Annotated in this window: 18 protein-coding genes and 1 riboswitch; of the genes, 1 reads left to right on the forward strand and 17 read right to left on the reverse strand. The window is 56.3% G+C overall.

What is annotated here, in order from left to right; translation table 11 throughout:
• Positions 1 to 2: 2 nt before the first annotated feature.
• The 17 genes from hisH to JMJ54_RS16325 form a co-directional block, all read right to left on the reverse strand.
• Positions 3 to 620, reverse strand: a complete 618-nt coding sequence (gene hisH, locus JMJ54_RS16245) for an imidazole glycerol phosphate synthase subunit HisH (RefSeq protein WP_203539609.1) — start codon at positions 618 to 620, stop codon at positions 3 to 5.
• On the reverse strand, positions 617 to 1774 hold the full coding sequence (locus tag JMJ54_RS16250; protein ID WP_275411136.1) for an N-acetyl sugar amidotransferase: 1158 nt from the start codon (positions 1772 to 1774) through the stop codon (positions 617 to 619). The genes hisH and JMJ54_RS16250 overlap by 4 nt, the downstream gene beginning before the upstream one ends.
• A gap of 44 nt (positions 1775 to 1818) precedes the next feature.
• The gene (locus JMJ54_RS16255; RefSeq protein WP_203539611.1) at positions 1819 to 3084 is read right to left on the reverse strand and encodes a hypothetical protein; all 1266 of its coding nucleotides are present in this window, start codon (positions 3082 to 3084) and stop codon (positions 1819 to 1821) included.
• 25 nt (positions 3085 to 3109) lie between these two features.
• The gene (wzy, locus tag JMJ54_RS16260) at positions 3110 to 4528 is read right to left on the reverse strand and encodes an O-antigen polysaccharide polymerase Wzy (protein WP_203539612.1); all 1419 of its coding nucleotides are present in this window, start codon (positions 4526 to 4528) and stop codon (positions 3110 to 3112) included.
• The gene (locus tag JMJ54_RS16265; RefSeq protein WP_203539613.1) at positions 4518 to 5756 is read right to left on the reverse strand and encodes a glycosyltransferase family 4 protein; all 1239 of its coding nucleotides are present in this window, start codon (positions 5754 to 5756) and stop codon (positions 4518 to 4520) included. Before JMJ54_RS16265 ends, wzy begins: the two co-directional genes overlap by 11 nt.
• Positions 5757 to 5758: 2 nt before the next feature.
• Positions 5759 to 7048, reverse strand: a complete 1290-nt coding sequence (locus JMJ54_RS16270) for a polysaccharide biosynthesis protein (protein ID WP_203539614.1) — start codon at positions 7046 to 7048, stop codon at positions 5759 to 5761.
• A gap of 7 nt (positions 7049 to 7055) precedes the next feature.
• The gene (locus JMJ54_RS16275; protein ID WP_203539615.1) at positions 7056 to 7838 is read right to left on the reverse strand and encodes an oxidoreductase; all 783 of its coding nucleotides are present in this window, start codon (positions 7836 to 7838) and stop codon (positions 7056 to 7058) included.
• Positions 7835 to 8524 carry an acylneuraminate cytidylyltransferase family protein gene (locus tag JMJ54_RS16280; protein WP_203539616.1) on the reverse strand — a complete coding sequence of 230 codons (690 nt, stop codon included), beginning with the start codon at positions 8522 to 8524 and terminating at the stop codon, positions 7835 to 7837. The genes JMJ54_RS16275 and JMJ54_RS16280 overlap by 4 nt, the downstream gene beginning before the upstream one ends.
• Positions 8521 to 9525 carry a Gfo/Idh/MocA family protein gene (locus tag JMJ54_RS19575; RefSeq protein ID WP_203539617.1) on the reverse strand — a complete coding sequence of 335 codons (1005 nt, stop codon included), beginning with the start codon at positions 9523 to 9525 and terminating at the stop codon, positions 8521 to 8523. Before JMJ54_RS19575 ends, JMJ54_RS16280 begins: the two co-directional genes overlap by 4 nt.
• Positions 9522 to 10571: a nucleotidyltransferase family protein gene (locus JMJ54_RS16290; RefSeq protein WP_203539618.1), complete on the reverse strand. Its 1050-nt coding sequence runs from the start codon at positions 10569 to 10571 to the stop codon at positions 9522 to 9524. The genes JMJ54_RS19575 and JMJ54_RS16290 overlap by 4 nt, the downstream gene beginning before the upstream one ends.
• 13 nt (positions 10572 to 10584) lie before the next feature.
• Positions 10585 to 11751, reverse strand: a complete 1167-nt coding sequence (neuC, locus tag JMJ54_RS16295) for a UDP-N-acetylglucosamine 2-epimerase (RefSeq protein ID WP_203539619.1) — start codon at positions 11749 to 11751, stop codon at positions 10585 to 10587.
• Positions 11745 to 12761 (reverse strand): N-acetylneuraminate synthase, encoded by a 1017-nt coding sequence (gene neuB / locus JMJ54_RS16300; protein WP_275411137.1) that lies wholly within the window; start codon positions 12759 to 12761, stop codon positions 11745 to 11747. Before neuB ends, neuC begins: the two co-directional genes overlap by 7 nt.
• Positions 12758 to 13378 (reverse strand): acetyltransferase, encoded by a 621-nt coding sequence (locus JMJ54_RS16305; protein ID WP_203539620.1) that lies wholly within the window; start codon positions 13376 to 13378, stop codon positions 12758 to 12760. The genes neuB and JMJ54_RS16305 overlap by 4 nt, the downstream gene beginning before the upstream one ends.
• The gene (locus tag JMJ54_RS16310) at positions 13375 to 14535 is read right to left on the reverse strand and encodes a LegC family aminotransferase (RefSeq protein ID WP_203539621.1); all 1161 of its coding nucleotides are present in this window, start codon (positions 14533 to 14535) and stop codon (positions 13375 to 13377) included. Before JMJ54_RS16310 ends, JMJ54_RS16305 begins: the two co-directional genes overlap by 4 nt.
• Positions 14535 to 15515 carry an NAD-dependent 4,6-dehydratase LegB gene (locus JMJ54_RS16315; RefSeq protein ID WP_203539622.1) on the reverse strand — a complete coding sequence of 327 codons (981 nt, stop codon included), beginning with the start codon at positions 15513 to 15515 and terminating at the stop codon, positions 14535 to 14537. Before JMJ54_RS16315 ends, JMJ54_RS16310 begins: the two co-directional genes overlap by 1 nt.
• 180 nt (positions 15516 to 15695) lie before the next feature.
• Positions 15696 to 16646, reverse strand: a complete 951-nt coding sequence (locus JMJ54_RS16320) for a GumC domain-containing protein (RefSeq protein ID WP_203539623.1) — start codon at positions 16644 to 16646, stop codon at positions 15696 to 15698.
• A gap of 166 nt (positions 16647 to 16812) precedes the next feature.
• Positions 16813 to 17469, reverse strand: a complete 657-nt coding sequence (locus JMJ54_RS16325) for a protein-L-isoaspartate O-methyltransferase family protein (protein ID WP_203539624.1) — start codon at positions 17467 to 17469, stop codon at positions 16813 to 16815.
• Positions 17470 to 17559: 90 nt separating this feature from the next.
• A riboswitch (TPP riboswitch) is annotated at positions 17560 to 17661 on the forward strand.
• A gap of 59 nt (positions 17662 to 17720) precedes the next feature.
• On the opposite strand from JMJ54_RS16325, the gene thiC reads away from it, so the two are divergent.
• The gene (gene thiC / locus JMJ54_RS16330; RefSeq protein ID WP_203539625.1) at positions 17721 to 19634 is read left to right on the forward strand and encodes a phosphomethylpyrimidine synthase ThiC; all 1914 of its coding nucleotides are present in this window, start codon (positions 17721 to 17723) and stop codon (positions 19632 to 19634) included.
• The last annotated feature ends 130 nt before the right edge of the window (positions 19635 to 19764 follow it).

Here is a 19764-nt window from a genome sequence, read left to right on the forward strand (position 1 = left end):
AATCAAAGCTCCGCAAAATTTTTAAGGAGCTGTGCGCCCCAGTGATGACTTTTTTCGGGATGGCATTGAACGCCGTGAATATGGCCGTGCGACACCACGGCATCAAATTCAAGGCCGTAATTGGCAGTTGCAGCCACATGCGTTTTGTCTGCTGCGTCAAAATAAAATGAGTGCAAAAAATAGAATCGGGGCGTTTCTTCAAACCCTTGTTGAAACAACCTAGATTTACCGTTCGGTTTTAAATCGTTCCAGCCCATGTGCGGCATAGGCAAAGACGCTGAAGCGGCTGCAGTTGAAAAAGCACGCACCCGTCCCGGTACCCAGTTCAACCCAGGCAGCTCACCCTCGTCTGACCCAGAGGCGAGCATTTGCATCCCAACGCACACCCCCAGCACCGGCACCTGCTGCTGCAAAACCAGCCTCTCCAGCTCAAAGCGCATCCCGGAGTCATTGAGCAACTGCATGGCGTGGTCGAAAGCCCCCACACCAGGCAATATCAGCCGAGTGGCGCCTGAAAGGTCCGCAGGTGTTTGTGCTCGTTCGGCAGGCAGTCCCAAACGTTTGAACATAGTCATGAAGGCTTGGATGTTGCCCACGCCATAGTCAACAACTCGAATCACCGAAAATACCTCTTTTCCAAGCCTAGCCAGCGCATGGCTTTACCTCCGAGGCTAATTAACCTTCGTTTATTCTTGTAATCGCGATAGGTTTTTTTTGGCAAATCAAACAAATGTTGTAGCTCATCAACTGACAAATCCAGCTTATTGGCTATGTACTCAAACTCTTGCCGTAAGAAATGTTCATCCATCTCTGGTTCGGCGATGCGTTTCATGGCGACATCGCGGCTCATCTGCCCAGTCATGATCAAGCTGGAGAAGTGCGCACGCCGCTTCTCGTAGCCAAAGCGACGTGGCAGCCAATAATCTTCGTAAAACCGGGTAAAACGTGATTCATGATGTTTGTGTTGAAACCGTTGCCAACCAAAATTGCGTTCTAACTCATCTTCTGCATCTTTTTTGGAATAAGGCACCAAATTGAGAGGATGATACACCTTCATACCTAGAACTTTTTGGTACCACAGCTTGTAAACAAAAATATCTACCAACGGAAACTCATCATTGGGACGATCATCACCCCACTTCGCCCAGATATCGCCAAACAGAGTTTTATCTATTCCCAAATAGCCGCCCCACTCCTCTGGCTCACGGCAGCACTCAGTGGAATAATTCGACCCCGTAATGATGTGTTTGATCTTGTATTGTCGAGCGAACCGATATAGGCCAGAAAAGAAAGCCGCATCTTGTACCAAATCTTGGTCCGAAATACCTGCGCGCAGAAACGCAACTTGCATGCGCTTGACGGCCTGCCAGTTTATTACATCCGTGTACAGATCCAGCCCCAAACCATCGACCAGTTTTTCAATATTGCCAACGGCCTGATCTGTGTTCCAACCCGCATCAACGTGAAAGAGCAGTGGCCGCAACCCCATCTTCTTCACTGCCACATAGGCGGCATAGGAGCTATCCAGACCACCACTCAGGCCAATAATGCAGTCGAAATCCTGGTCCTTCGCACTAGAGCGAATAGCATCTGCCATTTGCTGCAGTGCAACAGTGCCACGTTCGTCCGTATGCCAATTCGGCTTGATCGTCGCCTCAAAATTATTGCAATATTCGCACCAACCCCGATCATCAAAAACGATGTGGGGGTCGGTGGTATCCATAATGCAGTGAGTACAAATCTGATAGGATCGACTGGAGCTATTGATTACCATATTCGCTCTTCAAATAGTTGATTTTCATAATTACTCGGAGCTGCCTAGCTTTTCGCGTGAATGTGGCGTTGATTCAATTGTTTTGCGATCTCCACAACGAGATCTGCAGCATTGTCAGCTCCCAGATCAATAGGATGCACCACCGCCGCGACGCCATGAGTCTTGTATTCTTGAACCATTGTCGAAGGGTAAGACACAAGAAGGTCAACCTCGGGAAACTCTCCCCTTCCTTCGATCACGGTCCAAACCTGTTGAAAAACAGCTGCACTATTTTTCGCGGCAACAGGATGTGGCTTGTAGTATGCCAAGACATCTTGCTGCAGAAGCAAAGTCTCAAGCACGCGGAGGTGCAAGGCCTCGCAAAGCGGATGCCCGACAAAGAGAACGCGCGGTTTGGTTGTCTCCGCCGTAAATTTGATCAGTTCGATGCGCGGCCGGAAATAACTTACTTCAACACCACGATGCTCACAGCTCGTTGACAAAATCGAGCGCCTAAACACTGCTGCGTCTGCGTCCGAGTAGACATGTAGGTGCGCCACGGCTCTCAAGCGAGATGGCAAGTTGACGTTCAGCGCACTGTAGTTTTCTTCGGCGCCAACGGAGCCATGTTGCATTAGGGTCAAATACCGGGAACGATCATTCCGCCGTGAAGCCGCCACCGACGAATCTACCAGCACGGCCCAACGATCAAAATGCTCGACCATGAGTAGCGGACCAGGGAGCTTATCGATCACAAAGCGAACAGCAAACCAGCGCAAAGCCGTGTAGGTCTGCAAGCCCCAGACCCGAAGCTTACGTCGACGGTGAACCACACGGTGTGCGCAACGCGCAAGCCGCAAGGCACGGTCCATATCCTCGTCAGATAACAGAGATAGCATTGGAGTCTGCTGAGCTCCCTCCGGCAACGGCCCTAATGGGGCCCATGGAAGAGTCAACCACTGGGAAGGCAATGGCTTAATATGCCCTGCATGGACTATATCGCCACAACGAGAAGACAATGCAAGAATTTGCCCCCCCAATTGTGGCTGCAATCGTGCAGAGTCCAACCCATGTAGAGAGTTCCGCTGAAAGCCAAAGTAGACAGCCCCAAAAACTCGCCACAGCACTCCGGCGGCTTCTTTAAAAAAGGGCAAGATCCATGCAGCTTTTCTTCCCATCGAAAGCCACAATGCCGGCCGAGGCAACCGAACTTGCGCACGCGGAGGCAACCCAGAAAGCGCCAATGCCTTTTCATCAACTGCGATCTCATTACGCAAGGCGCGGAGATAGTCGCAGACAATTCGGCGCTCTGTAAAAGATAGATGACGCATAATCAAACTCGAATACCCGTTCGGCTTATGCACCGTGCATGGTACGGCTACCATGAGCAAGACGTTTGTACATGTAGTAGAGGCAAACGATCATTAAATACAAGAACATGGCCTTACCCACTATTAGCGTATTGAAGAAAAACTCGCCCCGAGGAAGATAGAAAACCGTAGAAAAAAGATAAACCGAAAGGTAACGCACCCAAGGCTTACGCATTGCGCGCGGCATCCACGCGAGAAACCAGCCCAAGCCGATGGATAACAGAATATAGAAAACGGGGCCAGCTTCGAGAAGCTCGATTATGTAAACGCCCCCGGTCCCTCCGCCTGCGAAATAATAATTGCTATTCAATACATACGTCAGGATGTGCTTCAAATTATTTGAGTACAGCACTTGGTCCATCGATTGCGCAGCGTCTCGAATTTCAGGATGAATGACGCTAGTAAAAGGTATCATTAGATTTGAAAAAACCATGTAATTACCATATTGCGCCACCTCATCCGCTATAGTTTGGTACAAGGCGGTGATTTGCAGGGATCTTCCCTGTGCCGCTAACGCATCGACCGCAAATTGAAGAACACCGCCGGCGATGAGACCGTCTCCCCGCCAGAACGTCATCGCAGCGAAGACGGCGACAATGAGGACAAGGTTCCTCAGAATTGTGCGTAGTTTGAGCTTGATATTGAAACGTGCTACATAAAACCACGCAACAAAGAAAAGCGGAACCAGCAGCGCACCACGTGCGCCCTTTAAAGAATCGATGGTAGCGACGATCAAGAACAGGACTGCAGGCGCAAGAAACTGAACTCGCGTCCGTGCAAAAGCAAGCGTCAGTCCAAATCCAAGATTGAACAGATAGGAGAACACCTTTGACGTGGTTGAAACCAAAATCCCATCGGAGTAAAGGGCCAGATAACCTGCATCCTGGATAAAGCGGAGCTGCTGGACCGACTCCATAATGACGGCAGGTAGCGATACGGCAATACAAAAAACACTAACTTTATAGAGACTCCGATAATGGACATCGTCCAACTCAGAAAAATTTAACTTCCTCACTTCCTCTTGCACGCATCGACGCCGAACTACCGAAAGAGTCAGCATGGAGATAGCGACAGAGAGGCCAACCCAAATAGCGGCACTATCCAACTGCTGCCAAGAAAAGGTCGTAATTACCAAACCGGAAAATTCGGTTGGCGATAAGGTCGAAAGAGGCCAGAGAATCAACGAAACACAGAAAAAGAAAAGGCAGCTAGAAAGAAAAACTATTGATAGATCAAAGGGTGGGCGCTTGGCCCTCTGTTCGAAAATGAGAAATACAACTAACGAGGTCGGCAAAAATATCGTCGACGCGCCCTCTGCTGCGCCAGTGAAAGTATTGAACAGGTACAGAAATACCCACACGAGCAGAATAACAATACACAACAGGGTCATGCGGTTAGCGCGCATGACGTCGCTCAACACAATTAAAAATATCTGCGTAAGCATCCAAGAAGGAGTCCAACGATAACTTCCTATCGAACACTTCCTGTGACCGCAAGGCCAACTCACGTAGATCGACAGTACCACGCCCCAGTGCGGTCAGTGCATCCCGAATGCTATCGATCTTCGCATCCATGAACAAGCAGGAGCCCTTGTCGAACACTTCAGGGATAGATCCGACCCTCGTGGATACGATGGGCAGCCCAAAGCTACTGGCCTCGATTAGTGCAATCGGAAATCCTTCATCCCGGCTAGTGAGGATATAAGCGTCCGCGCGAGCGAGGAAAGATGCGACGTCGTTAGATTCTCCATTGAGCGTGATCTCGTTCTGGAGGCTCTGCGCATCAATGGCCGCCTGCAAGGGCTCGCGCTCCGTGCCGCCGCCGACAATCGTGATGTGTAGACGTTGTCGATCCACCTCCGACAGCGCCGCAACAGCTTGAACAAGCAGATCGAAACCCTTGATGTACTGCAGCGAACCTACCGCCACGATCTCGAGCCGCCGCAGCCCGTCATCGGCCAGGCTCCGACCGCTGTCATACATGCCGCACGCCGCACTGGCAAATGACGAGGTATTGTAAATACAGCGGATGTCATGACTTGGGAACTCGCTGCGAAGCGTTTGCGCATAGCGCTCGTTCAAAGTGACGATGCAGTCCATGGTCTCCAGCACTCGTCGGAAATGCGCGCGGATGCTCTTCTCATAGCGGGTGCCTCGCATGCCGTGAAAGAGGACAAAAAGGTGATTTAGAGGATCATCACTCGAATGAAGAAGCAGAACCTTGGGCGTATCGCGGCGGAGTAAACGCAACCCGTAGAAGGCGCAGAAGACATCCTGATGGAAGTGCAGGCAGCCCGGCTCCTCTAGTCGACGCGCCTTAATCACCGCGATCAACGCCCTAGGCGACAAGACACCTACCATCAGCAGGAATGCGCCCAGAGGGCTCTTGATGAGAGAGCCTTTGATACTACGCTTGGCCGCCTGCATCCAACGTCGCACCGTGCTTGTCGTCGCCAGTTCAACAGGCGCCACTGCGGATACCGGGAAATCGACGTAATTGGCGAAGCCGAGCCGAACACCGCGCTCGTGGAAAGCTTGGTCATTGCAGCGCAGAATAGCCATGAAGCTAACTATGCCGTTCTTCTCTATGCAGTTGCTGACGGAGGAAACAATGATCTGACGCAATTCAGTCATGGTTAAATCTTTAAAGTCTTAATGGACAACAGATGTTGCGCATAAGGAAAAAAAACTAAGGCATTGAACGCAGCAAGTGCCGCCATACAGTGAACCGGGCTCAGGTGAAGCACCAATTGACTCGCCAGCACAGTTAACGCCGCCCCAAGAGAGGGCCACATGAGCAGCTCCGTCCTAAACGCCCGCAACGCTGTGCCAGTTGCAGACACAATCACGTTCGCAACAATCAGTAGCCCAAACACAATGAAACCCTCAACATCAAGCACCCGCGGGGCGTATTGTGGGAACAAGACCAACCCGACTTGTCTTGCCGCCACCGCAGCGACGCATAGAAGGAGCGCTAGACTGCCCGAGTGTAACAAGGTCCGGCGGACGCGGGTCTGGAACGCCGCCTTCGATTTTTCAGCGATCAGCAGGCCGTAGGTGGGCGCTTCTGCAGTGGTGCGCGCAATGGCAACCGTAGCGATTGCGCCGAAGATCGACATGGTCAGGCCGACCTGTCCGGCCACCTCTGCGCCAAAGTAATGGAAGGCGTAGGGCGTCAGCGAGTTTGCGGAAATGTAACCAGCAACAGCAGATACCGCCATCTTCCGCTGCTCCGGACCAATGTTGATCCTCGATGACGACACCCTTCCCATCAGGCCGAGGTCTCGATCAACTTCTGCGCAGGCCAGCCGGAGGCTCCATGCTGCGTAGCCGTTGCCAATGAGGAGAGCGGCGGGATAGGACGTGAGACCTCCGAATACGCCGGCAAATAAGCAAAACGAAAAAATGAGCAATACTGTAGATGCTATCCGGGTCCGGTAGGACACTGATAGCCGCCCGAATCCTTCGAGATGGGAGTAAGAGCTCAGATTGACTAGGCTCAGCGCTGTCGCTGCCAGCATCAGCAGCCATGGAAACTGCCAGTTCAGTTCTGCGGCGTGCGCCGAGGTGGTGAAGAATGCGGCACCCGCGATGCCTACGATCACAAAAAACAGACAAGCGGCTCCACGATAGTAGCGCGTAGCATATTCGCGGGTCGCCACACCTAGGTCGATGGCGACCAGTCGCTGCTCCATGCCGACCGCGGCCAAAATGCCGGCACGGGCGTGCGACAAATGATGCAGGATCAGATTGGTAATCCCGAGCTCGAATAACGTTTGGGCCGCAGCCAGGCTAAGGAACGTGAAGAAAAAGCCCTGCTCGACCGCCGAGAGACTGCGCGTAGCGACTATAGAGATCACCAGCCCCGCGAATAACGTAAGGATTCGACTTACTAGAACGACAAAGGTAGACCGGGCGAGTGACATGGAGCGTTCAGATCGAAAAGCCATCATCGACGATCAGGTTCTGTCCCGCCACATAGCGAGACGCATCGGACAGCAGGTAAACGATAGTCCCAGTCACGTCGTCGCTATCGAGCATCCCCTTACCGAGGCAATGCTCCGCATAGCGCGCCAAAAAACTTCCATCTTGGCCAGCCAAGATGCCACCTGGACTCACACAGTTGGCGCGAAAACTAGCACCACGGCCCTTCATGTAGGCATTCACATAGCGGGTCATGTGTTCGATTCCCGCCTTGATCGCGGCATACTCAACGGGCATTGTCATCGTCGTATCTGTGTATACCTCAAACCGCGGAGCCATTGAACCGTAGATTGACGACAAGTTAACGAGTGAAAACGTGTGGCCTGTCGCCAACCCGTAGCGGGCGCAGCACTGCATGAACAGAAAATACCCCCCCATGTGCAGGCCGGTGTTTTCACAGAAATCAGCGTACTCCACCTCAAAAAAATGCCTTCCGTAGCGCGCATTACGCGGGTAGGCTGTGTTGACCGCGCCATCTACACCACCGAATCGGACTTGGGCAGCAACTAATGCAGCCTCGATGCTTGCGCGCTCAGCCATGTCCACTTGAGCGTAGGCAAAGCACTCACTACCCAAGTCTGCCTCGAGGGCCGCCAACCCCTCTACATCAGTATCCAGCCCCATCACACACGCGCCAGCCTGCAGGGTGGCGTCAACAATCCGCCTGCCAATGCGCCCTGCGGCACCGACCACGAGAATAGTCTTGCCTTGAAGTTGTGAGATAAGGGTCATGATTGCAAAAGGGCCTCGGCAATCTTGAAGTCAAATTCATCATCAATATCCACTGCACGCTCCTTGGGTACAACTACAGTGCGCACCCGTCCAGCGAAGATGCGTTCGCTGTTCAGGATGAAATCGGGTCGCGACACATAGGCCACAGTCGTGATGTCATAGACCTCAGGGACGTCCTGGCGACGCTTGAAATGGGCGTCGCCAAGTACGATCTTGGCGTAGCCACTTTCGTCGGTACTGACCATGTTGAAATACGGACTGCGTGCGGAAGGGGAGACAGTGATGACCACATCCGCAGACTCGTCGAGCGCATCGAGGCAGCACAGCACATCGCCTTCGTTACGCAGTGGGCTAGTAGCCGGCAAGCTCAGAAAAACATCGAAATCCAAGCCTCGCTCGTCGCGAAGTTGCTTGATTGCATGCTGCCAAGCATGCCATTCGGAGGCTGTGTCGGAGGCTAGCTCGGCCGGGCGATCGATTACCTCGGCACCGAAGCGACGAGCCACCGCAGCGATCTCCGCATCGTCGGTAGAGACGAACACACGCTCTACTCTATCCATTCTCTGGGCTAAGCGGATGCCGTAGGCGAGCAGCGGAATACCACCGAGTTCTCGAATGTTCTTACCAGGCAGCCCCTTGGAGCCTCCGCGCGCGAAGATAAAGGCGAAAGTGCGTGAATTCGTCATGTCAGAGAAGTGATTGGCTGGGGCAGGCCGGTCGCCGCCGATTGTCTCATTGCCTCAATCATGGCCAGCACAGCCAAGCCATCATCCAAGGTAATACGCGGGGTAGAACGCCCCTTGACCAAGGCGATGAAGCCATCCAGCTGGGCTAGGTACATTGCATTGCGGTCAAGGTCAGGCTCCGAAAATAAAGTCTCGTCGCCTGCCGCCGTCTCCAACACGATCGTGTTGGAATTAAGATTCCAGAGCAGTGAGCCATGTTCACCGATCAGCTTGCACTTGCGAGTGGCTTTGCGTTGCAGAAAATCCATATGAAGCTGCGCCACCAAGCCATCAGCCCGAGAAAGCATGATGTCGACACAGTCTTCAACATCAATCTCCAATTGCCCGCTGTTGCGCATGATGCAATAGGCCTTGTCAAAGTCACCAAGCAGCCAACGCAAGTAGTCGAACTCGTGGCTCAACTCCAGCAACACACCGCCACCAAGCCCCTTGTTAGCGGAAACATTACGGCGGTAGTCGCTTTGCGGGCGCCAATCGGGCAGATACTGGCCGATGTCGATCTGCACTGCATGCAGCCGGCCAATGCGCCTCCCCTCTACGAGACCCTTCATAGCTTGGGAGGACGAAAGGTAGCGTAGATTGTAGGCAACTTCAATGCGCGCTCGGTGATGCTCGAAAACACCGGCGTCGAAGCGCACGAGGGCGTCGCTGAGTGGTTTCTCAATCAAAACCGGTACACCAGCCTCAGCTAAGGCCGCAGCATGCTCCAAGTGCCATGGCGCAGGCGAGGCCACAACAGCCAGTTCTGGCCCCCAAGCCAATGCCTCAGTCAGCGAGCCAAATCGCACAGTGGCCGCGGTTTCATCGGCGGCTAGCTCGCGCCCGGAAGCCGATACGCAGGCCACCTCTACTGCCGACAACAAAGCACGAAGGTTGGCAATGTGACGGCGCGCGATGCTACCACTACCGATCACTAGAGCGCGTTGTACTGAGGAACTCACGATCCGCGTACCTCAACCTGTGCACGATTAAAATCATCCATGCGACCGATATCGAGCCAATATTCATGTACTGGGAACATATTGACGCCACGCCCTGCTGCAATCTCGCGCTCTAACAACACGGGCATATCGACACTCTCGCCCGGAACGACACGACGTACTAACTCTGGTGAAAGCACGTAGATCCCGGCGCTAATGAAAAAACGCTGCACCGGCTTCTCGACGATTCTCGTGATGCGATGACCCTCGCTTTGGATTACTCCATACGGAACCTGGCTCTCATATTCGCGTACGCACAGGGTAGCCGCGCCGCCATTTCGCAGTTGAAAGTCCAGCAAGCTGCAGTAATCAACACGAGTCAGCAGGTCGCCATTCATCAAGAAGATTGGCTGGTCAATCTCCTCGTGCGGCAGCAACCCCAAGGCGCCACCAGTACCCAATGGCTCATTTTCATGTATATAGCGGATGCTAACGCCCCAGCGACTACCGTCGCCAAAGTGTTCACGAATGACCTCGGGCAAATAGTGGGTGGAGATAAAGAAGCGGTGAAAGCCTGCGTCTACGAATCCCTGCAGGATCAACTCAAGGATAGGTTTGTCGCCCACCTTGAGCATGGGCTTCGGGCAGTCCTGCGTGAGCGGATACAGGCGCTTACCAAAGCCCCCTGCCATCAGAAAAACCGCGTTGTCTCGCCGAGGAGCCGCCTGCAGTTTTTCGGCAAAGATTACATCGACTAGCACTCCTTCATCGATCACCGGCATCAGGAGCAAGCTTTGCGATTCCAGCTGGCCGCGGACCTGAGCGCTATGCATCAATGCTATTGAGCAGACCTGCGGAGCAGGATTCATGATCTTAGTAACCTGTTCGTCCAGCCCAATACCCCGCAGCAGGCCGCGACGGATATCGCCATCAGTGAGGATGCCCAGCAAGTGCATATCCCCATCGACGATTAAGGCTGCGCGCGAGCCTAGCCGGTCGATCAGTGCGACGGTATCGCGAATGGAGCTGGTCGGCCCGACCAGCATGTCTTTCCAATTCTTCTGCATGGGATTCCTAGTCTCAGACCCGCGGCAGGTCGTGGAAGTGTTTCACGAGGAGGCTCGCGAAATCGGTCTCGCTTAACACAGCCATGATGCTGTCGGTGGTACCGCCGTCGCCATAAGGATTGGCGTGACTGGCTGCAGCGTGCCGCGCACTTTCTCTTGCCACGTGGACCAAGCCTGCGGCAATGCCATTGGCCGTCGGCGCCACGTGATGGACCGAGCCGGCACGCACCCGCCCCTGCTGGCGCGAACCGATGTCTAGCGTAGGCACACCAAGCGACGGCGCTTCGATGATGCCGGACGACGAGTTGCCGACCACGGCAATCGCGTGTTTCGCTGCGGAAAGGTAACGCAACGAACCAAGCGAGGCGAACAGTACCAGTCGGTGCGGATACTGCGCCTGCCAGTATTGCCAGCGGGCGTTCACCGCCCGGCCTCCGGCATCGGCATTGGCCCCTGTCACAACAATGCGGGTGCCAGCTTGCGCCAGCAGTGCCTCTACCAACGCGTCGACCTCGGCGACGGCATCGCCCTCGGCCAGGGTGACCGGATGGTAGGTGACCAGCCAGTACGGTAGGTCCTCGATTAGTCCCAGCTGCGGCAGCAACTGCTCTCTGGAAAACAGCGGCAGCGTCTTGATGCTGTCGATGCCGATGGCACCCACATTAAACACCCGCTCCGGATCCTCGCCGAGTTGGATCACACGGCAACGGTAGTCCTCAGTGGCGGTGAAGTGCAGATGTGCAAACTTGGTGATGGCGTGGCGGAACGCTTCGTCATAAGCACCCTCGGTGGTCTCGCCGCCGTGCAGATGAGCGATAGGTATGCGAAACAGCGTCGCGGCCGCCGCCACGGCCAGCATCTCATAGCGGTCGCCCAGCATCACCAACAGCTCGGGCTGCAGGCGCGCGAATACGTCGGCGAAACCGGACAGCGCGAGGCCCATGCTCTTGGCTGTGGCGGTCGCCGTATCGCCAGCGAGCAGCATCTCGACCTTGGCGTCGATCACAAAGCCGTCAGCCTCGATTTGTTTCCAGGTCTGCCCAAATTCAGGCGCAAGATGAGCGCCGGTCACCACCAGCTGCAGCGATACAGTGCCATCCGCCTGCAATGCGGCAATCAGCGGTCGCAACAGACCGTATTCAGCCCGCGTGGCAGTGACGACGCAGATCCGTCTTACCACGCAATCACCTCGTCCTCGGCATAGTCTCGGCCCGCCGTGCGGCCGATGAGCTCGGGCCAGCGCATCGGGCTGATGCCGGAGCCCGGCCGCTTGATCGCCAGGTTATCTGCACTGAATACCTCACCGGCGCGAATGGCGCGGGCTGCAACGATGCTCTTTCTGGCGATTGGTCGGTTCTTGGCCTCGGAAGACGTCGGCTGTTTGATACCATTGCCGAGCGCGGTTTCCACCGCACGGATCGCGGCGACCATGCTCGCAAGCTCGCTCGGTTCCAGCGAGGCCTTGTGATCGGGCCCCGGCAGGTTGCGATCGAGCGTGAAGTGCTTTTCGATCACCCGCGCACCGAGCGCCACAGCGGCAACTGAGATCGCCTCGCCGGCAGTATGGTCGGAATAGCCGTAGGTGGTGCCGAACAGCGCGCCTAGATTGGGCATCGCGCGCAGGTTCACATCCGGCAGCGGCGTCGGGTATTCGGTATTGCAATGCAGGATGGCGAGCTGCTCGCGGGAAAGGCCGTTGGCAAGCAGCACCCGTACCGCATCGTCAATTTCAGCCACTGTCGCCATGCCGGTAGAGAGAATGGTCGGCCGCTGCAAGGCGGCAATCCGGCACAGATATGGGTAGTTGGTGATCTCACCGGACGGTATTTTCCACAGCGGGATATCGAGCGCGATCAGATAGTCGATGCTGGCCGGGTCGAAGGCAGTGGAGAAAAATAGGATTCCCCGCTCCTGCGCACGCTGGCGCACTGCATCGTGCGCCAGGGGCGACAGTTCTAGACGCTTGAGCATCGCGTATTGCGATTCCTCTACGCCAGTGTTGACCTTCTGGTAGTCGGCCATCACGGCATCACGCGACACTAGCGCGGCAGCCTGGAAGGTCTGGAATTTCACCGCGTCGGCACCTGCATCGGCAGCAGCATCAACCAGCCGCAGCGCAAGCGCCACATCGCCATTGTGATTGACGCCAGCCTCGGCGATGACAAAGACACACTCCTGCCAGGGCATCATGAAACTCTCCTTGCGGGTACGCCGACCCAAGTGCCGGCCTCGTTGACATCGGCAGTGACTACCGCCCCAGCACCAATCACCACGTCATCTGCAACCGTCACGCCCTGCAGCACCACTGCACGACTTCCAACCAGACAACGGCTGCCAATGCGCGTGCCGCCATTGACGATGGCGCCGGTCGCCACATGACTGTGCGCGCCGATCACCGCATCGTGCTCGATGAGCGCGCCGCTATTGATAATGCAGTTGACACCGACGTCGGCGCCAGCATTGATAAGCGCATGATGCAGAACTGCGCAGCCTTTGCCCAACCTCGACAGTGAGGCCACCACGGCCGAACTAGCGATCAGCGTCGCAAGCGGTAGTTGCAACGCTTGAAGTTGACCGTACAGCCGCATACGGACCGCAGCGGACTTGACTTGCCCGACGGTGATCAGGAAACGTGGCCCTTCGGTGGCTTGGCTCAACCAATCATCATCCCCCAGCCAAGGCGTGCCCTGCATATCGGCCTGCGAATCACGATCAATGAAACCGGCCACAATCAGCCCCGTGCTACGCGCGGCCTCTAAGCAGGCGCGGCCATGGCCGCCGCCGCCGATGAACACCAGCGCACTCATAGCCGCACGCTGCTCGGTAGGTTGACAAGGCGCTCCGCCAGCCACTCGGCATTGGGCAGCGGCCCGCACTGGGCCAAGGCAAATGCAGGCATCGTCTGCATCAGCTGCCACACCGGCCGGGTCATTACGCCCAGACCATTACTGTAGGCGAGAAAGGCATCACGCTCGGCCTCATCCTCAAGCAGTACGGCGTTGAGCCAATAATTGCTGCGCGTACCGGATGGCTCAGCGACAAATTTGACATCATTCGCCGCGCAGAACGTGGCATAGCGCGCCGCAGTCTCGCGCTTGTTAGCGAGAATGTCCGGCAGCTGTTCCAGCTGTGCGCACGCGAGCGCGGCATTCAGGTTGGGGAGCCGGTAGTTGTAGCCGACCTGGTCGTGCGAGAACGCCCACGGATGCGCTTGCTTGGCAGTGGTGGTGAGGTGCTTGCCCAGCTTACCGAGGCGCTCGTCGTTGGTGACGATGCAGCCGCCGCCACCGCAAGTGACCGTCTTGTTGCCGTTGAAGCTGAACGCGCCCAGCCGACCGATGGCACCAGTATGTCGCTCGCCAACGTAGGAACCCAGCGACTCAGCAGCATCCTCGATCAGGGCGATGCCCCACTCGGCACAGATCGTATTCAGTGCGTCAACATCACACGGCAGACCGAAAGTATGCATCGGCACGCAGGCCGCGATGCGCCGGCCGGAAGTACGGTTGTAGCAGCCGGCGTCGCGCCGCTCGGCGTGCTCGGAGAGGAAATCCGAGAGCGCGGCAGGCGACAAGCCCAGGGTGAGCCGGTCGACATCGACAAACACCGGATGCGCGCGCTGGTAGCTGATGGCGTTGCAGGTCGCGACAAAGGTCAGCGGCTGAGTGATCACCTCGTCGCCATCGGTCACGCCCGCCAGAATCAGCGCCATATGCAGCGCGGCGGTGCCATTCATCGTCGCCACCGCATACTGCGCTCCGGTGATTTCGCGCATCATCGCCTCGAAGCAATCGACATACGCACCGACCGACGAGACAAAGGTAGAGTCGATGCAGTCGAGCAGATACTGCTTTTCATTACCAGCGAAACGGGGCGCATGCAGCGGGATGAAGTCGGCCGAACCGTAGAGCTCGCGGGCAAAGTCGACCAGCGCTTCGAGCCGGGGGGAAACAGGCGCGCTCATCAGACGTTGTAGATATCAGGTTTGTATTTGGCGAGGTTGGCAGGCTCGAGGAACCAGCTCACCGTTTCCTTCAGGCCCGCCTCGATGCTGTACTGCGGCTCAAACCCAGTCAGCGAGTGGATCAGGCCGTTGTCGCACCACAGACGGAACACTTCGGATTTCTCCGGCCGGATGCGCGCTTCGTCAACGATAAACTCGACATCCGAACCCATGATGCTCTTGATCAGGTTAAGCGTATCACCGACCGAGATTTCGAAGTTGGAACCGATGTTCACTGTCTGACCGACAGCCGCGTCGCACTCAGCCAACGCGACAAAACCACGGCAGGTGTCAGTGACATAGTTGAAATCGCGAGTCGGGCTAACATCGCCAAGCTTGATCTGTTTCTTGCCGGCGGCGATCTGACTGATGATGGTTGGGATCACCGCGCGCGCGCTCTGGCGTGGGCCGTAGGTATTGAACGGACGGGCAACGGTCAGCGGCAGGCCGAAGGCGTTGTAGAAGCTCATCGCCATCGCATCCGCACCGATCTTGCTCGCCGAGTACGGCGACTGCGGCTGCAACGGGTGCTTCTCGTCGATTGGTACATACCGCGCCGTCCCGTAAACCTCGGACGTCGAGGTGTGGATCACCCGCGCCACGCCATTTTCCTTGGCGGCCTGGCAGATGTTCAGCGTGCCGCGCACGTTCACGTCGACATAGCTGTCGGGCGCCACGTAGGAATACGGGATCGCGATCAGCGCCGCCAAGTGAAACACCACGTCCTGGCCTTTGGTGATGGTCTTGCAGAAGTGCGGATCGCGCACATCACCGCTCACCACATTAATCACATCACGGCAGGCCACATCCTCCAGCCAGCCCCAATAATTGAACGAATTGTATTGTGCCAGCGCCGTGACTTTGTACCCACGAGCAACCAACATTTCAACGAGGTGGGAACCGATAAAGCCATCGGCGCCAGTTACCAGCGCATTTTTCATATGATTTCCATCGACCATGTCAAACTTGCTTTTCTAAAAAAGCACAAACAAAATGCATTCATCACAAAAGCAAGAATTTCATTTAAAACATCACCTAGCTCAGATAGCCTTTACAGCCATCACAATATCACGCAAGCCAACATCAGAAACAATAAAGCACGCACAACAGAGGCATTCAAATCAGGCATTTTTGGGCTTAATAAGCAATTGCAATGCAAGCACGAATACAACCGCCATAGTTCCAGCACTCAATATGCTCATTAGCACAATAAATCCACGTCTAGGTCCCGACTTCTCATCCGGTGCGACGGCCCAAGTAATCTTCAGCTCGTCACGCTCCTGCGCTCGAGCCAGTTCTATCCGACGATCGAGTCGATCGGCCATCGCACCCCAATAAGCTTGCTCCTGCAACGCGGCAACTGCAGCGATCCAGACCCCCACGTCGCCTGGTCTCTGCTTCATTCCATCAACAACGAGGCGCTGCAAACTTGCAAGTTGATCCTGCATTTTCACAACTTGACTCTGTGCTAAATCAGAAATACCACCCTGCAATGTAGCTTCGGCTTGGATACCTGCAAGACTGACGATACCAAATTGTTCAGAAGGCGAAATATTATTGGTCACTAATTTAATTTGCGAGGACGCCAGCAATTCTTGTGCGCGCAACCGGTTCTTGATCGCCACATCACGACGTAGCTCAAGGTCATAGCGAGTCTTCGAAATATCCAGAAGTCTCATCTCATAGAGACTCCCCGAAAGCGTCTTGCCGAATGCATTGGCAAGTTTAGCGGCGAACTCCGGACTAGCATCGGTGGCCGTCACATTCAGAAAGCCGTCCTTGGCATTCAGCGTGACCTTCACATTCTTATTGATCGCACGCTGCGTTGCCTGGCGACCACGGGTTTGGTAGTGATTTGCCAATTCCAGATCAATAGCGACCTTGTCGACAATCTGGTCATTGGTCAACAACCAATTATACGTCGGCGCGTTTTTCGACGGAGCGATTCGCAACGTCGCAGCATACTCATTTGGCATCTGCATCACCGCCCCGAGCGCAACGACCCCAGCCACAATCGGAGCGGCGATCAGCTTGCGCTTGTGGCGGATTAGGATTGCCAGCAGGTCGTGCAAGGAAACTTCCTGCGTCGCGACGCTAGGCTGGATATGTTCTGCGGGCTCGTTCATAAGGCCTTGTACATCAAAGCGGGACGGCAAAAATTTTACCGTCAATGCAAGGTAGTTAGAATAAAAGACCTGCCATGCGACGGAAGGTATTTTTCAAAATTTTTGCCAAAAATCAAAAGTCAAATGTCGCCTTTTCTTTTTTCTGCATTAGACGCGGCAAACTGTATTCGAAAAGCGCGACTTCATGGTAAGCCCCCTGTTCGCCACGGGAAATGCGCTCTGCGTTCATGACCGGCGGCTTGCCGATTACGGCGACCAATCGCCCTCCTGGACTCAGCACATCCCTAATTTTGACAGGGACGTCGTCAAGCGAAGCAGTAATGATCACCCCATCAAATGGGGCCTGCCCGATGTAGCTGAGTAGCTCGTCAACTTGTTCGACTCGGACGTTCTTGATTCCTGCACGCTGCACACCCGCCTGCGCAAACGCGACCTTCTCCGCCGTATCGTCGATACCGTACACCTGCTCGCACAGCCCGGCGATAAGGCCAATCAGATAGGCGCCGCTTGCGGCACCGATCACCAGCACCTTGTCGGTCGGCTTCAGCAGGGCTTCCTGGGCGAAGCGCGCTTCAATCTTCGGGGCAAGCATCTGGCCACCACAGGGCAGTGGCAGTTCGGTGTCGACGAAAGCCAGCGCGCGCTTGTCCTGCGGGACGAAATCTTCGCGCTTGACCGCCAGTACGCGGTCGAGCACCTTCTGGTCGAGCACGTGCCACGGGCGGATCTGTTGTTCTACGAGAAAGTAGCGGGCGCGTTCCCAATCCATGTTTGCTTCACCTCAAGTCGGGCCCGGTACGGGCGTCCAAGTTTTCTGAATAACTTGTAATTATCCCACAATCTCGGTACGGTCACAGCCGTAGTTCGCTAGGGGTTTCGCCCATCCAACATGGGCGAATGAGAGAGTCCCTCAGCACCTGATCCGGTTCACACCGGCGTAGGGAAGCGAATCGGTCGGCGCAATCGTGCCGTCCGTCTGTCCGTTCTCCTGCGCCTCTACGTCTTTGCAGGAGGCAACCCATGAACAAATCCGTCGAATTCCTCGCCAGCGATGCCCACGTCGACAGCGCGGCGATCCAGCCTTTGCCGAATTCGCGCAAGGTCTACGTCGAAGGCTCGCGCCCCGACATCCGCGTACCGATGCGCGAGATCACCCAGACCGATACGCCGACCAGTTTCGGCGGCGAGCAGAACCCGCCGATCTACGTTTATGACTGTTCGGGGCCGTATACCGACCCGGATGCGACGATCGATGTACGTAAAGGCCTGGCACCGTTGCGTGCGGCTTGGATTGCAGAGCGCGACGATACCGAGCTGCTGGACGGTCTGACCAGTGAATATGGCCGCCAGCGTGAAGCCGATCACAGCCTTGACCCGCTGCGTTTCGAGCTGACCCGCAAGCCGCGCAAGGCGCTCGCCGGCGCCAACGTCAGCCAGATGCACTACGCACGCCGCGGCATCGTCACGCCGGAAATGGAGTACGTGGCGATCCGCGAGAACCTCAAGCGCGAGGAATATATCGCCAGCCTGAAGGCGCAAGGCGCCAAGGGCGAGAAGATGGCGGCGATGATGCTGCGCCAGCATCCGGGCCAGAGCTTCGGTGCCAGCATTCCGGCGACGATCACCCCCGAGTTCATCCGCGACGAGATCGCCCGCGGCCGGGCGATCATCCCGGCCAACATCAACCACCCGGAAGTCGAGCCGATGATCATCGGCCGCAACTTCCTGGTGAAGATCAACGGCAACATCGGCAACAGCGCCGTCACCTCGTCGATCAACGAGGAAGTCGACAAGATGACCTGGGGCATCCGCTGGGGCGCGGACACCATCATGGATCTGTCGACCGGCAAGAACATCCACGAGACGCGCGAGTGGATCCTGCGCAATTCGCCGGTGCCGATCGGCACGGTACCGATCTACCAAGCGCTGGAGAAGGTCAACGGCAAGGCCGAAGACCTGACGTGGGAGCTGTTCCGTGACACGCTGATCGAACAGGCCGAACAGGGCGTCGACTACTTCACCATCCACGCCGGCGTGCTGCTGCGCTACGTGCCGATGACTGCCAACCGGATGACCGGCATCGTTTCGCGCGGCGGCTCGATCATGGCCAAGTGGTGTCTGGCGCACCACAAGGAGAACTTCCTCTATACGCATTTCGAGGACATCTGCGAAATCATGAAGGCCTACGACGTGTCGTTCAGCCTTGGCGACGGCCTGCGTCCCGGCTCGGTCTGGGACGCTAATGACGACGCGCAGCTCGGCGAACTGAAAACACTGGGCGAACTGACCCAGATCGCCTGGAAGCACGACGTGCAGGTAATGATCGAAGGCCCGGGCCACGTGCCGATGCAGCTGATCAAGGAAAACATGGACCTGCAGCTGGAATGGTGCGACGAAGCGCCGTTCTACACCCTCGGCCCGCTGACCACCGACATCGCCCCCGGCTACGACCATATCACCAGCGCGATCGGCGCCGCGCAGATCGGCTGGTACGGTACCGCGATGCTCTGCTACGTCACGCCGAAAGAGCACCTCGGCCTGCCGAACAAGGATGACGTCAAGGAAGGCATCATCACCTACAAGCTCGCCGCGCACGCCGCCGACCTCGCCAAGGGCCACCCGGGCGCGCAGATCCGCGACAACGCGCTCAGCAAGGCCCGGTTCGAATTCCGCTGGGAAGACCAGTTCAACCTCGGCCTCGACCCGGACCGCGCGCGCGAATTCCACGACGAAACGCTGCCGCAGCAGGGCGCCAAGGTTGCGCACTTCTGCTCGATGTGCGGCCCGCACTTCTGCTCGATGAAGATCACCCAGGACGTGCGCGACTTCGCCGAAAAACAGGGCATCGCCGAAGCCGAAGCGCTGGCCAAGGGCATGGAAGTGAAATCGATCGAGTTCGTGAAGACCGGCGCCGAGGTTTACCACAAGGCGTAGGCGATCGTGATCGACCATACGAAACGGGCCTGCGGGCCCGTTTTGTTCGTCCGGCAGAGGTCGGTCACGCCCCGGCATCGATCACGACTTGCCAAGCGATAGCCGCGCCGCGAAACTCAATCAACGCGTC

This window comes from Jeongeupia naejangsanensis (assembly GCF_016865585.1).
Lineage (GTDB): Bacteria > Pseudomonadota > Gammaproteobacteria > Burkholderiales > Chitinibacteraceae > Jeongeupia > Jeongeupia naejangsanensis.

Excerpts from the sequence above, each read along its gene's own strand:
- JMJ54_RS16250 (WP_275411136.1), bottom strand. The coding sequence starts at position 1,774 with ATGGTAATCAATAGCTCCAGTCGATCCTATCAGATTTGTACTCACTGC.
- JMJ54_RS16255 (WP_203539611.1), bottom strand. The coding sequence starts at position 3,084 with ATGCGTCATCTATCTTTTACAGAGCGCCGAATTGTCTGCGACTATCTC.
- wzy (WP_203539612.1), bottom strand. The coding sequence starts at position 4,528 with ATGCGCGCTAACCGCATGACCCTGTTGTGTATTGTTATTCTGCTCGTG.
- JMJ54_RS16265 (WP_203539613.1), bottom strand. The coding sequence starts at position 5,756 with ATGACTGAATTGCGTCAGATCATTGTTTCCTCCGTCAGCAACTGCATA.
- JMJ54_RS16270 (WP_203539614.1), bottom strand. The coding sequence starts at position 7,048 with ATGTCACTCGCCCGGTCTACCTTTGTCGTTCTAGTAAGTCGAATCCTT.
- JMJ54_RS16275 (WP_203539615.1), bottom strand. The coding sequence starts at position 7,838 with ATGACCCTTATCTCACAACTTCAAGGCAAGACTATTCTCGTGGTCGGT.
- JMJ54_RS16280 (WP_203539616.1), bottom strand. The coding sequence starts at position 8,524 with ATGACGAATTCACGCACTTTCGCCTTTATCTTCGCGCGCGGAGGCTCC.
- JMJ54_RS16290 (WP_203539618.1), bottom strand. The coding sequence starts at position 10,571 with ATGCAGAAGAATTGGAAAGACATGCTGGTCGGGCCGACCAGCTCCATT.
- neuB (WP_275411137.1), bottom strand. The coding sequence starts at position 12,761 with ATGATGCCCTGGCAGGAGTGTGTCTTTGTCATCGCCGAGGCTGGCGTC.
- JMJ54_RS16305 (WP_203539620.1), bottom strand. The coding sequence starts at position 13,378 with ATGAGTGCGCTGGTGTTCATCGGCGGCGGCGGCCATGGCCGCGCCTGC.
- JMJ54_RS16310 (WP_203539621.1), bottom strand. The coding sequence starts at position 14,535 with ATGAGCGCGCCTGTTTCCCCCCGGCTCGAAGCGCTGGTCGACTTTGCC.
- JMJ54_RS16315 (WP_203539622.1), bottom strand. The coding sequence starts at position 15,515 with ATGAAAAATGCGCTGGTAACTGGCGCCGATGGCTTTATCGGTTCCCAC.
- JMJ54_RS16325 (WP_203539624.1), bottom strand. The coding sequence starts at position 17,469 with ATGGATTGGGAACGCGCCCGCTACTTTCTCGTAGAACAACAGATCCGC.
- thiC (WP_203539625.1), top strand. The coding sequence starts at position 17,721 with ATGAACAAATCCGTCGAATTCCTCGCCAGCGATGCCCACGTCGACAGC.